This window comes from Acinetobacter sp. SM34 (assembly GCF_022012365.1).
In the GTDB taxonomy this organism is placed as follows: domain Bacteria; phylum Pseudomonadota; class Gammaproteobacteria; order Pseudomonadales; family Moraxellaceae; genus Acinetobacter.
Map to the genome: position 1 here is coordinate 1 of NZ_JAKLTP010000005.1, position 18,467 is coordinate 18,467.

16 protein-coding genes and 1 pseudogene are annotated in these 18,467 nt (G+C 41.2%); 5 read left to right on the forward strand and 12 right to left on the reverse strand.

Translation table 11 applies throughout. The features are described from left to right. The 4 genes and pseudogenes from LZZ98_RS05540 to LZZ98_RS05555 all read right to left on the reverse strand — a co-directional run. Nucleotides 1-571, reverse strand: a pseudogene (locus LZZ98_RS05540) (hypothetical protein); the annotation flags it as partial. A gap of 10 nt (nt 572-581) precedes the next feature. After that, on the reverse strand, nt 582-761 hold the full coding sequence (locus tag LZZ98_RS05545) for a hypothetical protein (protein ID WP_237787006.1): 180 nt from the start codon (nt 759-761) through the stop codon (nt 582-584). 338 nt (nt 762-1,099) lie between these two features. Continuing rightward, nucleotides 1,100-1,288 (reverse strand): hypothetical protein, encoded by a 189-nt coding sequence (locus tag LZZ98_RS05550; protein WP_237787007.1) that lies wholly within the window; start codon nt 1,286-1,288, stop codon nt 1,100-1,102. A 243-nt stretch (nt 1,289-1,531) separates the two neighbouring features. Further along, the gene (locus LZZ98_RS05555) at nt 1,532-1,747 is read right to left on the reverse strand and encodes a glycine zipper domain-containing protein (protein WP_086174589.1); all 216 of its coding nucleotides are present in this window, start codon (nt 1,745-1,747) and stop codon (nt 1,532-1,534) included. A gap of 241 nt (nt 1,748-1,988) precedes the next feature. On the opposite strand from LZZ98_RS05555, the gene LZZ98_RS05560 reads away from it, so the two are divergent. Then, nucleotides 1,989-2,189 carry a dodecin family protein gene (locus LZZ98_RS05560; RefSeq protein ID WP_086174588.1) on the forward strand — a complete coding sequence of 67 codons (201 nt, stop codon included), beginning with the start codon at nt 1,989-1,991 and terminating at the stop codon, nt 2,187-2,189. An 84-nt stretch (nt 2,190-2,273) separates the two neighbouring features. On the opposite strand, the gene LZZ98_RS05565 is transcribed toward LZZ98_RS05560, so the two are convergent. Next, nucleotides 2,274-2,975, reverse strand: a complete 702-nt coding sequence (locus tag LZZ98_RS05565; RefSeq protein WP_237787008.1) for a DsbA family oxidoreductase — start codon at nt 2,973-2,975, stop codon at nt 2,274-2,276. A gap of 244 nt (nt 2,976-3,219) precedes the next feature. Here LZZ98_RS05565 and LZZ98_RS05570 point away from each other — a divergent pair, with 244 nt between their 5' ends. Then, on the forward strand, nt 3,220-4,479 hold the full coding sequence (locus LZZ98_RS05570) for an OmpP1/FadL family transporter (RefSeq protein WP_237787009.1): 1,260 nt from the start codon (nt 3,220-3,222) through the stop codon (nt 4,477-4,479). A 230-nt stretch (nt 4,480-4,709) separates the two neighbouring features. Continuing rightward, complete coding sequence (locus tag LZZ98_RS05575) at nt 4,710-5,459, forward strand: hypothetical protein (protein WP_237787010.1); 750 nt, start codon at nt 4,710-4,712, stop codon at nt 5,457-5,459. A gap of 107 nt (nt 5,460-5,566) precedes the next feature. Here the strand turns inward: LZZ98_RS05575 and LZZ98_RS05580 are convergent, their stop codons facing one another. The 3 genes from LZZ98_RS05580 to ompR form a co-directional block, all read right to left on the reverse strand. Continuing rightward, complete coding sequence (locus tag LZZ98_RS05580; protein WP_237787011.1) at nt 5,567-7,084, reverse strand: acetyl-CoA hydrolase/transferase family protein; 1,518 nt, start codon at nt 7,082-7,084, stop codon at nt 5,567-5,569. Nucleotides 7,085-7,289: 205 nt separating this feature from the next. Then, nucleotides 7,290-8,750, reverse strand: a complete 1,461-nt coding sequence (locus tag LZZ98_RS05585) for an ATP-binding protein (RefSeq protein WP_237787012.1) — start codon at nt 8,748-8,750, stop codon at nt 7,290-7,292. 254 nt (nt 8,751-9,004) lie between these two features. Then, on the reverse strand, nt 9,005-9,769 hold the full coding sequence (gene ompR / locus LZZ98_RS05590; protein ID WP_086174583.1) for an osmolarity response regulator transcription factor OmpR: 765 nt from the start codon (nt 9,767-9,769) through the stop codon (nt 9,005-9,007). A 335-nt stretch (nt 9,770-10,104) separates the two neighbouring features. On the opposite strand from ompR, the gene LZZ98_RS05595 reads away from it, so the two are divergent. Continuing rightward, on the forward strand, nt 10,105-12,474 hold the full coding sequence (locus tag LZZ98_RS05595) for a Tex family protein (RefSeq protein ID WP_237787013.1): 2,370 nt from the start codon (nt 10,105-10,107) through the stop codon (nt 12,472-12,474). Nucleotides 12,475-12,526: 52 nt separating this feature from the next. On the opposite strand, the gene LZZ98_RS05600 is transcribed toward LZZ98_RS05595, so the two are convergent. From LZZ98_RS05600 to LZZ98_RS05615, 4 genes are all read right to left on the reverse strand, one after another. After that, nucleotides 12,527-13,519 carry a DUF2806 domain-containing protein gene (locus tag LZZ98_RS05600; RefSeq protein WP_237787014.1) on the reverse strand — a complete coding sequence of 331 codons (993 nt, stop codon included), beginning with the start codon at nt 13,517-13,519 and terminating at the stop codon, nt 12,527-12,529. A gap of 68 nt (nt 13,520-13,587) precedes the next feature. After that, nucleotides 13,588-13,905 carry a hypothetical protein gene (locus LZZ98_RS05605; protein WP_237787015.1) on the reverse strand — a complete coding sequence of 106 codons (318 nt, stop codon included), beginning with the start codon at nt 13,903-13,905 and terminating at the stop codon, nt 13,588-13,590. 84 nt (nt 13,906-13,989) lie between these two features. Beyond that, nucleotides 13,990-14,877 (reverse strand): SDR family NAD(P)-dependent oxidoreductase, encoded by an 888-nt coding sequence (locus LZZ98_RS05610; RefSeq protein WP_086174580.1) that lies wholly within the window; start codon nt 14,875-14,877, stop codon nt 13,990-13,992. A 309-nt stretch (nt 14,878-15,186) separates the two neighbouring features. Then, nucleotides 15,187-16,464 (reverse strand): O-acetylhomoserine aminocarboxypropyltransferase/cysteine synthase family protein, encoded by a 1,278-nt coding sequence (locus LZZ98_RS05615; protein WP_237787016.1) that lies wholly within the window; start codon nt 16,462-16,464, stop codon nt 15,187-15,189. Nucleotides 16,465-16,788: 324 nt separating this feature from the next. On the opposite strand from LZZ98_RS05615, the gene ettA reads away from it, so the two are divergent. Continuing rightward, on the forward strand, nt 16,789-18,450 hold the full coding sequence (gene ettA, locus LZZ98_RS05620) for an energy-dependent translational throttle protein EttA (RefSeq protein WP_237787017.1): 1,662 nt from the start codon (nt 16,789-16,791) through the stop codon (nt 18,448-18,450). The last annotated feature ends 17 nt before the right edge of the window (nt 18,451-18,467 follow it).

Here is an 18,467-nt window from a genome sequence, read left to right on the forward strand (position 1 = left end):
CGGTCTCGGTCTCGGTCTCGGTCTCGGTCTCGGTCTCGGTCTCGGTCTCGGTCTCGGTCTCGGTTAAAGCCTTGGCTATCTGTTGCGCAACAAAACTCTGGATTTGCTTGAGTTCATGGTCGGTTTTTAGGCAGCGATAGCTCTGCTGTTGTTCCAGCATCCAATGATAAGTGTCATCCAGATTTCCCCATTCGCTGATTAAGGCGGTACGGTTTGCTGCGGGAATTAACCAGATTTGCCAACCTTGGTGTGGGTCATACAGAATCGCCCAACCAAAATCCGGATGCAGATAAAGGGCTTTTTCTAGCGCACTATCTTGCTGAAATACGCCACGAAAAGAGAGCTGAAACAAGGTTTGAGCAGCAAAATCTTTGGCTGCTTTTTCAGGCTGGATGTGTGATTTAAATTTTAAGATCTGTTTTTTAAAAATGGGTTCATCGCATAAAGCAAAGATTTCTTTTACCCGTGCTTTTGATCGGGCAATTTCAAAAAAAGATAAGGAACGTTGCTCCAATCCATCGAGGAGTTGATTTAATTCTTTAATCAGCTTGGCTTTTTCCAATACATTCATGCGCTGACCTCTAGAGATGCTTTTGTGCTTTTTCTAGATAACTTGCCAATACGATATTAATCGCAAGTTCAAGTAATTTGTATTCTGCAGACGTGGGCTGAGGGTAATGCTCAGCAAGCACGACCAACTTGTCGATGTTGACCGTTTGCGGAGGAATCTTCCCTTGAATCAGCGCTTGAAGTTCTTGCATATGAACACTTTTGATAGAGTGAATTATTTGTTTAATTGTTTTGATTATATGTATTTAGCAAGAAAAAGCATGAAAAAAATTGTCAGTTTTTGAGCATTTATAGACATAATTTGCAAAAAATGTAAATTTTAAATAAAAAACAAGCAACTTTTTTTGGCGAGGTCGAGACAAATCCTGCAATAAGTTTGTAGTTGTTGAATAGTTTTGAAAAGAAAGGGATGAAATTGCGACAAAGAAGAAATTTTGTCTGAATAAAAGCTGAAAAATAAGCTGCTGATTAATGGACATAAAAAAACCAGACGGAGATCACGCAGTCTGGTTTTTATTTGTAGCGCTGGTTAAGCAGCTTTTTTAGATCCAGTTACACTGTGCTCGACAGCATCAGTAGCAGGTGCTTTTTGTTCAGCATTCATTGTTTCAACCGCTTTTTTAACAGGGAAATCTGGAATATAAACAATTTGAGCAGATACATGGGCAGAGTAAGCCACAACAGCTACAGCCAAAAACGATTTAATCACGTTCATCATTTTTTTCCTTTAGATGCAAGGATGTCTGGAATATTAAAAAAATAAACCAGGCAAGGAGATGGGTAAAAATAAACTTCACATGAATAATATCAATAAATGATCAAATTAAGTAAGGGTTTAAGGGCTAAAAAAGATGAATGGCGAGTTTAAAAAATTATATATATCATATGTTTAGAGTCTTTGCTCTAAGGCAGATCGTTCTTTAGCAATCTGCCTTAAATCTTTTAAAAATATAAATAAATTCTACATTTTATGGCATGAATTCTGGCATTTTTTCTCATAAACCTTGCCAGCCACACCTCCAATAATGGCCCCGCTGAAAGTGCCAAAAACAGGTAATACGCTACCAGCAACTGCGCCAATCAGTGCACCTGTTACTGTCGGGGAAAAACGGGATTTTGCACATGGACGTTGTTCAGGGGTAGCATCAACAGCAGCATTTTGTGTTTCAGTGTTCATATTTACCTCTATAAATTTCATGATTTGGAACCGAGATATTCCGCATACTAGCCTAGCGAATTGCACTTTTTATTGTGTCCAAGCCTTGTATAGATAAGTTGTCTTTTGTAATAAGCACGCAGCAAAAACAGATAATGTGACCTGGATGTAAGTTTTTGCGCTGTAATGTTAAAACTTACTTTTTTGTTTAAAAAATATCCTATGATCAGGGCTCAAAATAATAAAACCTGAGGTGAAAACAATGGCTATAGCAAAAGTGGTTGAGGTTAATTCAAGCAGTAATAAAAGTTTTGAAGATGCTATTCAAACTGGAATCGAGAAAGTCACCGAAACAGTTAAAAATGTGCAAGGTGCATGGATTAATGAACAAAAGGTGGTGATTAAGGATAAAAAAATTACAGAATATCGGGTGAATTTAAAAATTAGTTTCTTGGTTGATTGAATAGATAAATAAATCTTAAGATAAAAAATCCCCACTATCTGGGGATTTTCATTTGCTTGCTTTGCCTAAGAATAAGACTTAAGCTTATTTTTCTGGCAGGTCACAGTTATCTTCTTTACAGACTGCCGTATCTTCAGCTGGTATATTGGCTTGTTGAGGAGCTTGCTGTGCTTTTTCCATCACCTGTAAAAACACTTCACGTGGCTGTGCACCCGCTAGCGCGATACGTTGATCAAAAACAAAGAATGGTACACCGGTCACTTTGAGCTGATCACGGGCTACTTCTTCATCGAATTTAACAAAGTCGGCATATTCTTCTGAATTGAGCAGATCATCCACTTCAACCGGATTTAAGCCAATGCGTGCTGCGACATCTTCCAGTGTTTCGCGCTCGCCGATCGGTAATCCTTGAGTCATATAGCTGTAAAAAAAGGCTTCTTTGGCTTCCGATCCCAAACCTTTGCTTTGGGCTAAATGAATAATGCGGTGGGCATTGAAAGTATTACCCGAGTTGGCATTTTCCCAGTTGAACTGAATACCTTCTTCGGCTGCCATGGCAGCAATATTACGCTGCATTTCTTCAACTTCGGCCAGGGTGCGGCCATATTTTTGTGCGAGACGCTCAGAGTTGGATATTTCCTGACGAACGGGTGCTTCCGGATCAAGCTCATAGCTATGCCAATGCACTTCAAGTTCTACACCTGCTTGTTCAGCAGCAGCTTCCAGACGTTTTTTACCAATATAACAAAATGGACAAACCACATCTGACCAAATATCTACACGCATGAGAGTTCTCTTATCTTTTCTTGATTCTATTGATGGGGGTAGAGATTAAAATTTAAAGCATCTAAAAATGAAAAATGAGGACTTTATCAAATGACATAAAAATATAGGTCTAAAGACAAAGTGAAACTTTAAGCATTGTAATGATTATGAAAATATCAAATAAGCATTTCCAATTTAATTAGATTACAAGAATAGCAATAAATAATATGCTTAAAAATATATTATTATTTTATTAATTGTTAATATGAATACTCCAACTTCTATCCGTTTATTAACTGTTTTATTGCCGCTGATCAGTACTCCTGTATTTGCAACGACTGGATATTTTATGCATGGTTATGGCATTAAGGCTCAGGGCAATGCCGGGACCTCGATTGCACATTTTCAAGATGCATTGACCATTGCGAATAACCCGGCAGGGTTGAGCTGGATAGGCTCGAGAATCGATATTGGCGCAACAATTTTTGCACCTGATCGCTCATCAGAAATAGTCGGGAATGCTGTACCGGGTGCCAATGGTCATTATGACGGCAATGGTCGCAAGTATTTCGTACTGCCTGAATTTGCCTATAACCATCAAGTGAATGATCAAGTTAATTTGGGGATTGCTATTTATGGCAATGGCGGTATGAATACCAGCTATAAGCAAAATCCATTTGCTGCGTTTGGGAATCAAGGGAGTGCGGGGGTGGATTTGTCACAGATCTTTATTTCTCCTGCTGTCTCTTGGCACTATGCAAAAAATCAATCGATTGGTGTTGCAACCAACATCTTGTATCAACGTTTTGAAGCAAAAGGTATTAGCGGCTTTGCGGGTTTTTCTGTTGATGGCGATCAGCTCAGTAATAAGGGTAAAGACTCCGCCACAGGCGTGGGCGTGCGTGTGGGTTGGGCCGGGAAGTTTTTGGATGAGCGTTTAACTCTAGGTGCAAATTATGCGTCTAAAATTGATGCAGACCGCTTTGATCAATACAGTGGCTTATTTGCAGAACAAGGTGATTTTGATGTACCTGAAAGTTACGGTATTGGTGCAGCTTATCAGCTGACAGCAAAGTTGAATGTGGCTGCAGATGTGGAACGTATTAACTATTCAGATGTAGGTTCGGTTGGACATGCGATTAACCCACTGTTCCAAGGGCATGCCTTTGGTTCTGATCAAGGTCCGGGCTTTGGCTGGAATGACATTAACGTGTATAAAGTTGCAGCAAGCTATCAGGTGCATCCAAAATTAACATTACGTGCCGGGTATAGCCATAACGATCAGCCAATTTCGGCGGATCAAACCTTCTTGAATATCTTGGCACCCGGGGTCGTACAAGATCATCTGAGCGTAGGCACAACATGGAATGTAGATGCTCATCAAGAGCTCAGCATTGCATATACCCATGCTTTAGAAAAAGAAGTAAAGGGTAACCAGTCCATTCCTGCAAACTTTGGTGGTGGTGAAGCGAATTTGACAATGAGTCAGAACATTTTAGGCTTGGCTTATGGTTATAAGTTCTAACTTCTGGATTTTAAAAGACGTAATATAAAGCTCTTTAAAGCCCTTTTCATAGGGCTTTTTTTAGGCCTGCAGTTTAATCTTCAATAAGCCATTTTCTTAAACAAGGCACATGGACTAGGTTTTAACTCATTTGTTGTCCTGCATACTTTGTGTGCTTATTGTTTAATAAATGAACGATTTAAGCCTGAATCAAGTTATGATGGAAAAAAGGCGGTATAGAGGAGTCTGGTATGCCCAGAATTTTTCTCATCTTGGCATTGGCAACATGCAGTGTATTTGGCTGGATGTTTTATCAATATTCGGTCCAGCAAAAAGAACTCAGCCAACTGCACAGCTACCAGACGGTATTGTATGAAAAAGCTGAACTGATTTATCAGCAGGCGCAAGACTGGTCCAAGCCAATCAATATCCAAGTTTCAGATCCGCGTTTACAGGGCGATTATAAGGTGATGGCAGACTTCGTCCTGAGCCAGATGATTCAGAATGCTGAAGCCAGAAATAAATATTTGCGTGATCTTAAAGCGATTCATTGGGATCAATTTTTAAATATTGACCGTTTGGAGCAGGATCGAACACACAAGTTTGCAGAAACAGAGCAGATGCTACGGCAAGCCCATCTTCTGGCTGCACAGTATCAACAGCAAAGCCAGCAACGCCACGATAATACCTTGGCTCGAGCCAAACAGTTGTCAATCAAGGCACATCTGCGCCAGCAATTAGCTGATAGCCTGCGTGAAAGCCACGAGAGTGACCAGAGCCAGGCTTTATTTGCCTTAGAACTGCAAGTACTCAATAAGGCCGATGCTTTATTTCAGGTTTTAAAAAATAATCAATGGGAAAAAAAGAACAAGACCTTTATGTTTTATCAGGATCAACCGATCAAGCAGTTTAATGATTTGTACAAGCAGATTTTGCAGTTAAATGCAGAAATGGAAAAAATTAAAAAACAAAACCGTCAGGCGGTTGAGCAGCGCTTATAGTCTTTAAGTTTTTATCGTGGTTGGCTGGCTCAGTTTGATAAGCTGCCTATAAAATAAAAAAGCGTACCGGAGTACGCTTTTTTTTTTAATGCGATGTAGCAGCGTGATTAAGCGCTTTTAGCTTCCGCTGAAGCAGCCAACATGTGACCGGTTTCTTCAAAGTTAGAATGCCAAGACAAAGCTTCACGAAGAAGATGTGGAGTATGACCCCCTTTGGCACATGCACGATCAAAATAATCATTTAATGCATCACGGTACATCGGGTGTGCACAGTTGTCGATAATCGCACGAGCACGTTCACGTGGAGCAAGACCACGTAAGTCAGCAAGACCCTGTTCAGTCACCAGAATGTCTACGTCGTGTTCAGCATGGTCTACGTGAGATGCGAACGGAACGATAGAAGAAATATCGCCACCTTTTGCAATCGATTTAGTCACGAAGATTGCCAAGTGTGCATTACGTGCGAAGTCACCTGAACCACCAATACCGTTCATCATTTTAGTACCGCAAACGTGAGTTGAGTTTACGTTACCGTAAATATCAAACTCGAGCGCAGTATTGATACCGATAATACCTAGACGGCGAACTAATTCAGGGTGGTTCGAAATTTCCTGTGGACGAAGCACAAGTTTGTCTTTGTATGCTTCCAGGTTGTTAAATACTTTTTCGCCATATTTAGCAGAAAGGGTAATAGATGAACCTGAAGCAAATTTCATTTTGCCTGCATCAATCAATTCAAAAGTACAGTCTTGAAGTACTTCAGAGTACATCACCAAGTCTTCGAAGTTTGAATCTTTCAAACCGGTCAATACAGCGTTGGCAATTGAACCAATACCTGCTTGTAATGGGCCAAGGTTAGATGGAAGACGGCCTTCAGCCACTTCTTTTTCAAAGAATGCGATCAAGTGGTTCGCAATACCTTGAGTTTCATCATCTGGCTCAGTCACAGTTGATGGTGAGTCATGATATTCACCATTAAATACAATACCTACAATCTTAGACGGATCAATATTGATCGCATGTGTACCAATACGCTCATCAACCTTGGTCAAAGGAATTGGCTGACGGGTTGGACGATACGTTGGAATGTAGATGTCGTGTAAGCCTTCAAAAGCAGGGCTTAAGTTGGTGTTGATTTCTACAATCACTTTTTCAGCAAAGATTGCAAAGCTTGCAGAGTTACCTACAGAAGTCGTTGGGATGATGCCACCATCTTCAGTGATTGCAACAGCTTCAATCACTGCTACATCAGGTTTTTTTAACTGAAGGTTACGCATTTGCTCAACCGTTTCAGACAAATGCTGATCGATGAACATCACTTCGCCTTTGTTAATGGCTTTACGTAAAGTATTATCTACTTGGAACGGTAAACGACGAGCAAGTACACCAGCTTCAGTTAATTGTTTATCTAGGTCGTTACCCAGGCTTGCACCTGTGATTAAAGTAATTTTTAAAGGATTACTTTGAGCTTGTTTTACAAGCGCTAAAGGTACAGCTTTTGCTTCACCTGCACGAGTAAATCCACTCATACCTACAGTCATACCATCTTGGATAAAAGTAGCAGCTTGTTCTGCGCTCATGACTTTGTCATGAAGTGACGCTAAACGAATACGATCTAAAGACATGGTTTACGCTCAATTCTTGTTCAAAACTAGACGGATTGTACCGTCCAAAAAACAAATTGTGCATGCCTGTTAGGCTAAGGTCTAATTTTTTGAAAAAATGTGGGTATAACGATTTTTTATGGTTTTTAATCTATTGATTTATAGTAGTTAAAAACCAATAGATTAATAGCTGAGCAAAACTGTTTGTTGGTTAATTAACCAAACCTTAAAAATGCCCAGTGATTGTTTGTTTAATTTTTCCTAAGGCGCCTTGCGGGATATTTTCCTCAACTTCATCGTGTAGTAGAGGTAAAGAAATAAGTGCTTCTAAACCACCCTGAGGACGATTATGGATCGTGAGCTTGCCTTGATGAAGATCAACAATGCGTTTCACTATGGCCAAACCTAAACCACTGCCTTGTATGGTACGGGCTTCATTACCGCGCACAAAAGGTTGCATTAAATCTTCAATTTGGTCTTCAGGAATGCCTTCGCCATGGTCGGCAACACGAATCAGCAGGTGATTGTTTTCCACTTTGGCGGATAACTCGATCGGTTCTGCGCCATAGCGTTTGGAGTTGTTAATCAGATTGCCAATCAGGCGCTTTAAAGACTGGCTACGTGCTTGAATGATCGGCACTTCTTGCGCTTCAAAACGCACATCCAGGGGTTTGAACTGAATCACTAATTCTTGTAACAGCATATTAATGTCAGTGTCCTGGAGTTCTTCATCGGAGCCATCGCGCATGTAGGAGATAAACTGGTTCAGAATGGCATCCATATCTTCAACATCATAAATGAAGCCTTCTTTCAGAAAGTCATCATCGGGCATCATTTCTGCACTTAAGCGGATGCGGGTGAGGGGAGTACGCAAGTCATGAGAAATCCCTGCCAACATGATACGGCGGTCGCGTTCAGTCTGATCCAGGGTATAAATCATATGGTTGAAAGCCCGGTTCACTTCACGAATTTCTTGTGGCCCATGATTGGTTTCAAGATAGGGCGCCGAGCCGGTTTTACTGTAGCTGTTAGCCGCATTTTGCAAACGGCGCAAGGGCCGGTTTAGCTGGCGAACCAGGGTTAAAATGATGGCAGCGGCAATCAGTGGCACACCAAATAACCAGCCATAGACCAGTTCAGGACTATAGTTGGCATAGGTTTTTAAGGGTTCACGTACCCAATGTCCGTTCATTTCCGGGGTTTGAATCCAAATACGCGGACTGGGTTTAAACTGGAAATAGACCGTGACATTTTCAATTTTTAGTTCTTTCGCCAGTTTTTTTTCTATCTGATTGGTAAAAAACTCGGCAATCACCTTGTCCTTTACATTGGGATATTCTTTGGGGTTGGTGACATATTCAATCCCAACCCGGTTTTTTAGCCAGGTGTCGACATCCACTTCGGCATCATTATGAAAAATCCGTAACTCAGGATTATTCAGAATTTCCAGTTCGACCCCTAAATAGCGGGCATGCTGTTGAATTTCAGGAAGGTAAAGGGTACGCCAGAAGAACCACAACGACATAAATAAGCTGAAAAATACAATGAATAACACGAGCACGGTGGTACGCATTGCGGCTGAACGGGGCTTTATTTTGTCGAGAAAGCGATTCCATGAGGTTCGCTTCTTTTCAGAATAAGCTTCGTAATCAGTAAATTTTTGCGGGTCGATGGGTTCGAGTTTCACACCGGATTCCTGTGGGCGTATTCTAAAAATTGCAGTTATTTTATTCGCGGTGGAATCTTACTGCTTGTACCTTCGATGGAAGGAGCTCGTTGTGTTACTTTTTTAAAAAAGTAACACCGTTACGCAAGAAAACTTTTGCCATTCGCTGAACTCGCCATCATTCATCTATAAATTCTGTTGAAGGATGCTTCGAACAGCAGCGAATGGCTTTTCCGGACAAGTATTTGAGTTTATCTTATCCGATAAAAATTGGCTTATTCAGCACCATCTGGAACAAACACATAACCTACACCCCAAACCGTTTGAATGTAGCGCGCACGGGCAGGGTTTTCTTCAACCAGACGACGTAAACGAGACACCTGAACGTCAATCGAGCGTTCCATTGCCCCCCATTCACGACCACGCGCCAAATTCATCAACTTGTCACGGGTTAAAGGTTCACGTGGATGTTGCACTAACGCTTTCAGTACCGCGAACTCACCTGTGGTCAACGTTACCACTTGACCTTCACGAGTCAGGGTGCGGGTAGATAAATCCAGTGACCATGGGCCAAAGCTGACTACTTCCATTTGCTGGCTTGGTGCACCCGGAACTTCACGTACCTGACGACGTAACACGGCACGAATACGCGCCAGCAGTTCATTGGGGTTAAAAGGCTTAGGCAAGTAATCGTCGGCACCCGCTTCTAGCCCGGCAATACGGTCAGAATCGCTACCACGTGCAGTCAGCATGATAATCGGTGTATCAATATTCGATTGGCGTAAACGACGGCAAATACTTAAGCCATCTTCAACCGGAAGCATAAAATCGAGCACGATCAAGGAGAAAAGTTCGCGCTGCAATAAACGATCCATTTGCGTTGCATCGTGAGCGGTTTTGACCACGAAGCCTTTATCTTCTAGAAAACGCTGTAACAACGTACGTAAACGCACATCGTCATCTACAACGAGAATGCGTTCGACGCGATCAGTTTCAGTTTGTACTGGATCTGTTTTTTCAGCAGGTACCACTAAACTCATGATGTGCTCCTTATTCTTTATTGTCATCGTAAACAAAAGTTCGGATAGCCTTGAGTATACGATTCATTTGTATCTGTTTGCTATGCTCTAAAGCAACAAATATTGCAGATAAAATCAAGACATAGATACCAAATGTATACATCTAAATTATCGTTCATCTTGCTGAATATGTAGAGTAAAAATCTACTTGTCACTTAATTTTGTGAGAAATTCTGAAAAAGACATCAATTGGCAATATGAACCACTTATAAATTTAATCAAAACAATTGTGGATTTTATGGGCTTGGTCTTTATAATCATGCCATTTAGTACTTATCCTTGTGGGATCAAACACGATGACTGACTTAGTTCAGCAGTTAGCAAAAGAAATTGCCGTACGTCCAAATCAAGTAGAAGCTGCCATCAAGCTGATTGATGAAGGTGCCAGCGTTCCATTTATCGCACGTTACCGTAAAGAAGTAACGCAAGGCTTGGACGATACCCAGTTACGCCAACTCGACAACCGTTTATCGTATTTACGTGATTTATTTGAACGCCGTGAAAAAGTAATCGACTCTCTGAAAGAACAAAATAAATTGTCAGATGATTTGTTGGCACGTGTAAATGCTGCTGAAACCAAGAATGCCTTAGAAGAGATTTATGCGCCGTACCGTCCAAAACGTACCAGCAAATCTTTTAAAGCCAAAGAAGCAGGTTTGGGACCAATTGCTGAAAAAATCTTTAGCGAACAAGTTGATCCAGCAGAAGCTTTAGCTGGCTTTAGCCATGAAGATTATCCAGATTTAGAAAGTCAGCTCGATGCGATCCAGCATATTCTGCTTGATGACTGGGCACAAAACATTGCTTTAACCACTGAATTAAAAGCGGCATTTGCTAAAACAGCAGTTTTAAAAAGCGCAGTTGCAAGTGATGAGAAAAAAGAAGTCGGCAAAAAATTCCGTGATTACTTTGATTTTTCAGAAAACTTCAATAAGGTGCCTTCACATCGCTTGCTTGCAATGCTTCGCGGCCGTCAAGAAAATGTCTTGGGCTTAAAAGTGGATGGTGAAGATGATGCACCCCTTGCGCGTATTGAAACTGAATACAATCTGGAAACAGTACAACCGCAAGCACGTCAAGACTACTTGAAACAAATTGCAAAACTGTTCTGGTTAGGCAAGGTTCGTCCACAAATCGAACATTCATTGTTGACTGAAAAACGTCTTGCTGCTGAAGCTGAAGCAATGGACGTATTTGCAGAAAACTTACGTCATTTATTGCTTTCTGCTCCTGCAGGCGCGCGTTGCACTTTAGGTGTAGATCCAGGCATCCGTACTGGTGTGAAACTGGCGGTGGTAAACCAGTCTGGTGATGTGGTTGCGCATAGCACCATTTACCCGTTTGCACCCAAAGAAGATAAAGAAGGCTCAATTGCTGAACTTGCACGTCTGTGCCGCGAATTCAATGTTGACCTGATTGCTATTGGTAATGGTACTGCAAGCCGTGAAACTGAAGCAGTTGTAGCTGAAATGATGGCTCAAAATGCTGATCTTAATCTAACGCGTGTTTCAGTGAGTGAAGCTGGGGCATCGGTTTATTCAGCTTCTGAACTGGCTTCACAAGAGCTTCCTGAATTAGACGTTACCATTCGTGGCGCAGTTTCAATTGCACGCCGTTTACAAGATCCACTAGCAGAACTTGTGAAAATTGATCCGAAATCAATTGGTGTAGGTCAGTACCAACACGATGTGAACCAAGCGGGCTTGGCAAAAACTCTTGAAGCTGTAGTAGAAGACTGTGTGAACTCGGTCGGGGTAGATGTCAATACCGCATCTTCAGCAATTCTGGGTTATATCGCAGGTTTAAATAAATCAATTGCACAACAGATTGTCGATTTCCGTAAAGAAAATGGCCGTTTTGATAACCGTCAAAGTCTGAAAAAAGTGCCACGTTTAGGCGAACGTACTTTTGAGCAGGCTGCAGGTTTCTTGCGTATTCAAGATGGTTCTGAACCACTGGATGCATCTGCGGTTCACCCTGAATCTTATGCTTTGGTGAGCAAAATTGTTGCAGCAAAAGCCACTACGGTAAAAGACATTATTGGCAATTCTGAAATCATCCGCCAAGTGAATGCAGAAGAATTTGCAGATGAGCAATTTGGTTTGCCAACCATTCAAGATGTATTGTCTGAACTTGAAAAACCGGGTCGTGACCCACGTCCGGAATTCCGTACTGCCAAATTCCGTGAAGACATTACTGAAGTGTCACAATTGACTGAAGGCATGCAGCTTGAAGGCGTGATTACCAATGTCACCAACTTCGGTGCATTTGTGGATGTAGGCGTACACCAAGATGGTTTAGTCCATATTTCTGAACTGGCGAACGAGTTTGTATCCGATCCGCACAAAGTAGTAAAACCGGGTCAAATCGTGCAAGTTCGTGTGTTAACTGTAGATGCTGAACGTAACCGTGTGAATTTGTCGATGCGTCCTGAAGGTTCTGAAGCACCTGCTAAAGCGCCACGTCAGCCACGCCGTGAGCAAACTCATGGTCAAAATCAGGAACAACGCGGTGAACGTAAGCCACAAGGCAAACGTCCACAACATGCACGTCCTCAAGGCGACCGCCCTCAAGCGAAGAAACCTCAATCTGCTAAACCGCAAGAAAATAAAATTGGTGGTCTAGGTGCATTGTTATTACAAGCAGGGATTAAAGGTTCTAAATAATTTTTAATTGCTAAAAGAAAACCTCCCAATAGGGAGGTTTTTTTATTTAATTTTATATATCCCACGTCTGTTTTAGCACTAGTTCGTTCAGTTCATTTTTTTGATATAGAGCGATACTTGTAACATTTGAAAAACTTGGCATTTTCATTAGGTTTGCTATTAATTTAGAACAGTAATCCTGTATTGGTATTTTGGAAAGAGCAATCTGATGAAGCTTTGATGCAATCGTACTTAATCCAAAGAAGGTAGGTTTGATAGGTTGGTCATCCACTGTTTTAAAGCAGAGAAGATTGGATTGGTTGAGTTTTAAACATGAATGAAGACCATTACTTTCGGAATCTTGTAAATCAAACGTTACGGTAAATATATCTGAAGGATATATACTTTTGATAATGTTTAAATCCATTAATTCATCAATTATTTGAGGATCCATGAAAGGATAATTCGTATGAAAATCTTGGCTAGGAATACAAAATAAACAAGTTTGGCAGATAAAAGGCAAAAGATCATGAAAGGCTTCTAGGTGTCTTTTGCTCATTAAAGAAAGCGTATTTAAAACTAAATAGTTAATTGAGTTTGGCTCTGAAATTTCTTTTGCGAGAATGCTACCCCATAAATCTTGTAATTCATTTTCAGAAACTTCTTTCCCGTAGTTCATCCATTTATTAAAAAATGTCTCTGAGATCTGTTCATCACTAATTTCTTCGTCAGTTTTTTCAGATAAATGCTCATAAGTTTTATTTAGACATTTACCTAAGTTTTCAGATTGGTTGTGATGATTTTGAGAAAGGATTAGACCTAAAGGTGATGTAGGATTCCCAATTTGATCTTCTATAAGAATGAATTTCCCATCTCTGAATTCAGCAAGACCTTTTTGAATAAACGCTGCATCTTTTTGATCTTGAACTGATGAAAGATGATCTAATCTTCTTTGCTGTCGAATTTGTTTAGAAAAGACTAAATCTGTTAGTTTACCTATACCTTTATTTGCCGCTGTAGTTGCCACACCTGTAGCAGCTTTAATAACTTCTTGTTCCATATTCATAGTTATTTGATTTAATTGCTATTATCTTAACGAAAAACCTCCCCATCGGGAGGTTTTTTGTTTGATTTTTACGAATTAATGATTGGCACAATCCAGCTACAGATAATTAGAATAATCCCCAAATGACCCAACTTACGCGTGATTTTTTCTATCCTTGAAACCTGAACAGCAGGCTGCTGAGAAGCGTTTTTCATTTTTAGCGATGCCAGAGACTTATTGAAATGCAGGAACACGCTTAAATCGATACAAATTAAAATAGTACCGATATCGCTGACGATATCCATCAATTTATAATCTTGCAGGTATAGAGAAGTACCGACCTGATAGCAAAGAAAAAGAGCAAAAGCAAAACAGCCATATTGAAAAATAACAGCAGCGATCCGCATAAAACATCTAAAAAGCAAAAAAATGATGCTGGTTTATAGCATAAAAAAAGCCAGTCTAGTGGCTGGCTTTCATATTGCAGAATCTTACCAATGTTCACCTGGGAACAGGCGTGCATACGCTTTTTGTACCCAGTTTAATTTCTGTGGCTGACCTACCGAAGCGGAAGAGCTTGGGAACAGGTTATAACCAATCGACATCAATTTATTATTGATGTCTGGCGCAATTGAATAGGTGATTGATGCTAAACGACCTAAATTGGTTGCTACTTTCTTCGGACGCTTCACAATTGCATAAGCAATTAAATCTGCTGCCTGTTCAGGAGACAGGGTGGGTACATATTTATAGATTTTGGTTGGTGCAATCATTGGGGTACGAACCAATGGCATGTAAACTGAAGTAATGGCAATTTTATGTGAATGAACTTCGGCAGACAGACAGCGGCTAAACGCATCCAGTGCAGCTTTAGAAGCCACATAAGCGGAAAAGCGTGTCGCATTGGCCAAGACACCAATCGAGCTGATGTTGATGATATGACCATCGCGGCGGATCATCATTTGCGGCAGGATATTCATCACCAAACGCACTGCACCAAAGTAATTGAGTTGCATGGTACGTTCAAAATCATGGAAACGGTCTGTTGATTCATGAACCGCACGACGAATTGAGCGTCCGGCATTATTGATCAGGATATCAATATGGTCTACAGAGGCTAAAATTTGTTTTGATACTTCATCAATAGAGTCCATGTCGTTTAAATCACATGGGAAAACAGAGGCTTTGCCGCCTTTGGCTTCTATTTCTTCTTTAACTTGATCTAATGTTTCTTTGGTACGAGCCACCAACAGAACATGTGCACCAGCATCGGCAAGTTTATACGCAGCGGTTAAACCAATACCACTTGATGCACCTGTGATTAAAACAACTTTGCCGTTGACTCGATTCTGAAAGAGTTTCTCTAGTCTTGAATTCACAATATTTTCCTGGTTTCAATAGAATAAAAATTTGGATTATTTTTTTAGTTGATTCTAGCGCTCAAAATTTGGGGAAGTTGAGCTATTCTCGAGTCGACTATAATAACGAATGTAAAAAAAAAATCTAGAAATAAGTTATTGAATTTACAAATATAATTAGAGTAATTGCTCTATTATTGTTCTAATATTAATTTAATTTTTACCATGAATTTAAAGCAAAGCAAAGAGAAATAACCAGAAAATTACAAGCAAATAAAAAAGCCTTCCTCCGTTCAGAAAGAAGGCCACATTGTATTGAAATCAAAGGCTTTAAACTTGAGCCAATGCCTGTTCCAAATCGGCAATTAAATCATCAATATGTTCAATACCCACAGATAAACGGACCATATCAATACTCACCCCTGCAGACTTCAATTCTTCTTCATTGAGCTGACGATGGGTGGTAGTGGCAGGATGGCAGGCCAGGCTTTTGGCATCGCCAATATTGACCAAGCGGGTAAAGAGTTGCAGTGCATCAATAAAGCGGGTGCCGCCATCAAGACCATCTTGCACCCCAAAAGACAGGATTGCAGATGGTTTACCTTTCACATATTTTTGTGCCAAGGCATGTTGAGGATGGTCTTTTAGACCTGCATAGTTCACCCAATTTACTTTGGCATGTTGCTGTAAATATTCAGCAACTTTTTGCGCATTTTCAGTATGACGTTCCATGCGGAGGTTAAGCGTTTCCAGACCTTGCAAAATCAGGAATACACTGAGTGGGCTAATGGCAGCACCGGTGTTGCGTAATGGCACCACACGTGCGCGGGCGATATACGCTGCTTCACCCAAAGCTTCGACATAATTAACCCCATGATAACTTGGATCAGGCGTGTTCAATACCTTGAAGCGTTCAGGATATTTGCCCCAAGGGAATTTACCGCTATCGACAATGGCACCGCCGATGGAATTGCCATGTCCGCCGATATATTTAGTGAGTGAATGCACCACAATGTCGGCGCCATATTCGAAAGGCTTAAGCAGAGCAGGAGTGGCCACGGTATTGTCCACAATCACCGGTACGCCGTATTCATGGGCAATTTTTGCAATGGCTTCCAGGTCAATGATATTACCTAGTGGATTACCAATCGATTCGACAAAGACCAGCTTGGTTTTGTCATCAATCAAGTCGCGTAAGCTTTCAGGTTTTTGATAATCAAAGAAACGAACTTCAATGCCTTGCTTCGGTAAGGTATGGGCAAACAGGTTGTATGTACCGCCATAGAGCGTTGAAACCGAGGCAATATTGTCACCTGCTTCAGCAATGGTCTGGATGGAATAGGTAATCGCAGACATGCCGGAGGCTAGAGCCAAAGCGCCAATTCCACCTTCCAGTGCAGCCAGACGTTGTTCTAAAACAGCGGTGGTGGGATTCATAATCCGGGTATAGATATTGCCCTGAACCTTTAAATCGAATAAATCCGCCCCATGTTGGGTATTGTCAAAAGCATATGAAGTCGTTTGATAAATGGGTACAGCTACAGCTTTTGTTGTCGGTTCAGGGCTATATCCGGCATGAATGGCAAGTGTTTCGTCTTTATAAGTCATGTTTACGTCATCTAAGTGAGTTAATTGTTTCGGTTGGTTATTTAATTAGTCTATCATCTGCGAATATGAATAAAAGTGCATATTGTAGAAAAGAATATCTAATTTTCTTATATATACGGATTTTATTCAGTCAGATTTGAATACAACCTAGTGTCTATGATTGTGTTTAAAAAACCAACACGCCATTAGTTGTAACATTCTATTGAAGATGCATGCTATGCCTTATTTTTTTTGTACATTCATCGTATAATGCCGGCCAAATATTTGTTCGCATTCTGCTTTGGTTAGAGTGCGAATGTTGCTTTTTCTATAGAGGAGTCCTACGTGGCCCAATATATTTACACGATGAACCGTGTGTCGAAGATGGTTCCGCCTAAGCGCGAAATCCTGAAAGACATCTCTTTATCATTCTTTCCAGGCGCAAAAATTGGTGTGCTTGGTTTAAACGGTGCAGGTAAATCTACCTTGCTTCGTATTATGGCTGGCGTAGATAAAGATTTCTCAGGTGAAGCACGTGCTCAACCGGGTATTAAAATCGGCTATCTTGAGCAAGAACCACCACTTGATCCAAATAAAGACGTCCGTGGCAACATTGAAGATGGTTTGCGTGAACCACTAGATGCCTTGGCACGTTTGGATGAAGTTTTTGCTGAATACGCAGCTGAAGATGCAGACTTTGATGCTCTTGCAAAAGAGCAAGAAAAGCTGGAAGCAATTATCCACTCTTGGGATGCACATAACCTAAGCAACCAGATGGATCAAGCTGCTGCTGCGTTAAACTTACCAGCTTGGGATGCAGACGTAACCTTGCTTTCAGGTGGTGAACGCCGTCGTGTTGCACTTTGCCGTTTGCTATTGTCTAAACCGGACATGTTGCTTCTCGATGAACCGACTAACCATTTGGATGCAGAATCTGTATCTTGGTTGGAACGTTTCTTGAAAGATTTCCCGGGTACCATCGTGGCGATTACCCATGACCGTTACTTCCTGGATAACGTTGCGGAATGGATTCTTGAGCTTGACCGTGGCATGGGTATTCCTTACCAAGGTAACTACTCTTCTTGGCTTGAGCAGAAAAATGCCCGTTTAGAGCAAGAAAACAAACAAGAAGAATCTTTTGCCAAGGCATTGAAAAAAGAACTTGAATGGGTTCGTTCAAATGCCAAAGGTCAGCAAAAGAAAAACAAAGCGCGTATGGAGCGTTTTGAAGAGCTTAACTCACGCGAATTCCAGCAGCGTAATGAAACGTCTGAAATCTACATTCCACCTGGTCCACGTTTGGGCAACAAGGTGGTTGAAGTTGAAGGGATTAGCAAATCATTTGATGGTCGTCTGCTGTATAAAGACTTAACCTTCACAGTACCACCAACAGCAATTGTCGGTATCGTGGGTCCGAACGGTGCAGGTAAAACCACATTGTTCCGTATGATGACTGGAGAACAGCAACCGGATACTGGTACGGTGACCTTAGGTGAGTCGGTTAAAGTGGCTTATGTAGGTCAGATCCGTGACACATTAGACAACAATAAAACTGTTTGGGAAGAAGTGTCTGGCGGCCTGGATATTTTACGCATTGGCGATTACGAAATTGCCTCTCGTGCCTATATCGGTCGCTTTAACTTTAAAGGTCAAGATCAGCAAAAACGTGTCGGCGAATTGTCAGGTGGTGAGCGTAACCGTTTACAACTTGCGAAGATCCTGCAAATGGGTGCAAACGTAATCTTACTCGATGAGCCATCGAACGACTTGGATATCGAAACCTTACGTGCACTTGAGGATGCAATTCTTGTATTCCCGGGTACTGTAATGGTGGTGTCGCATGACCGTTGGTTCCTGGACCGTATCGCAACGCACATCTTGTCATTTGAAAATGAACAGCCTGAATTCTATGAAGGTAACTATGCGGAATATGAAGCATATCGCCAGTCGCGTTTAGGTGATGCTGCTGTACAAAAACGTACTAAATACAAAAAAATCGGTGGTTAATCTCTGATTTGATGTAT

Excerpts from the sequence above, each read along its gene's own strand:
- LZZ98_RS05600 (WP_237787014.1), bottom strand. The coding sequence starts at position 13,519 with ATGAATATGGAACAAGAAGTTATTAAAGCTGCTACAGGTGTGGCAACT.
- LZZ98_RS05605 (WP_237787015.1), bottom strand. The coding sequence starts at position 13,905 with ATGCGGATCGCTGCTGTTATTTTTCAATATGGCTGTTTTGCTTTTGCT.
- LZZ98_RS05550 (WP_237787007.1), bottom strand. The coding sequence starts at position 1,288 with ATGATGAACGTGATTAAATCGTTTTTGGCTGTAGCTGTTGTGGCTTAC.
- LZZ98_RS05570 (WP_237787009.1), top strand. The coding sequence starts at position 3,220 with ATGAATACTCCAACTTCTATCCGTTTATTAACTGTTTTATTGCCGCTG.
- LZZ98_RS05615 (WP_237787016.1), bottom strand. The coding sequence starts at position 16,464 with ATGACTTATAAAGACGAAACACTTGCCATTCATGCCGGATATAGCCCT.
- LZZ98_RS05555 (WP_086174589.1), bottom strand. The coding sequence starts at position 1,747 with ATGAACACTGAAACACAAAATGCTGCTGTTGATGCTACCCCTGAACAA.
- LZZ98_RS05580 (WP_237787011.1), bottom strand. The coding sequence starts at position 7,084 with ATGTCTTTAGATCGTATTCGTTTAGCGTCACTTCATGACAAAGTCATG.
- LZZ98_RS05565 (WP_237787008.1), bottom strand. The coding sequence starts at position 2,975 with ATGCGTGTAGATATTTGGTCAGATGTGGTTTGTCCATTTTGTTATATT.
- LZZ98_RS05575 (WP_237787010.1), top strand. The coding sequence starts at position 4,710 with ATGCCCAGAATTTTTCTCATCTTGGCATTGGCAACATGCAGTGTATTT.
- ompR (WP_086174583.1), bottom strand. The coding sequence starts at position 9,769 with ATGAGTTTAGTGGTACCTGCTGAAAAAACAGATCCAGTACAAACTGAA.
- LZZ98_RS05545 (WP_237787006.1), bottom strand. The coding sequence starts at position 761 with ATGCAAGAACTTCAAGCGCTGATTCAAGGGAAGATTCCTCCGCAAACG.
- LZZ98_RS05595 (WP_237787013.1), top strand. The coding sequence starts at position 10,105 with ATGACTGACTTAGTTCAGCAGTTAGCAAAAGAAATTGCCGTACGTCCA.
- LZZ98_RS05560 (WP_086174588.1), top strand. The coding sequence starts at position 1,989 with ATGGCTATAGCAAAAGTGGTTGAGGTTAATTCAAGCAGTAATAAAAGT.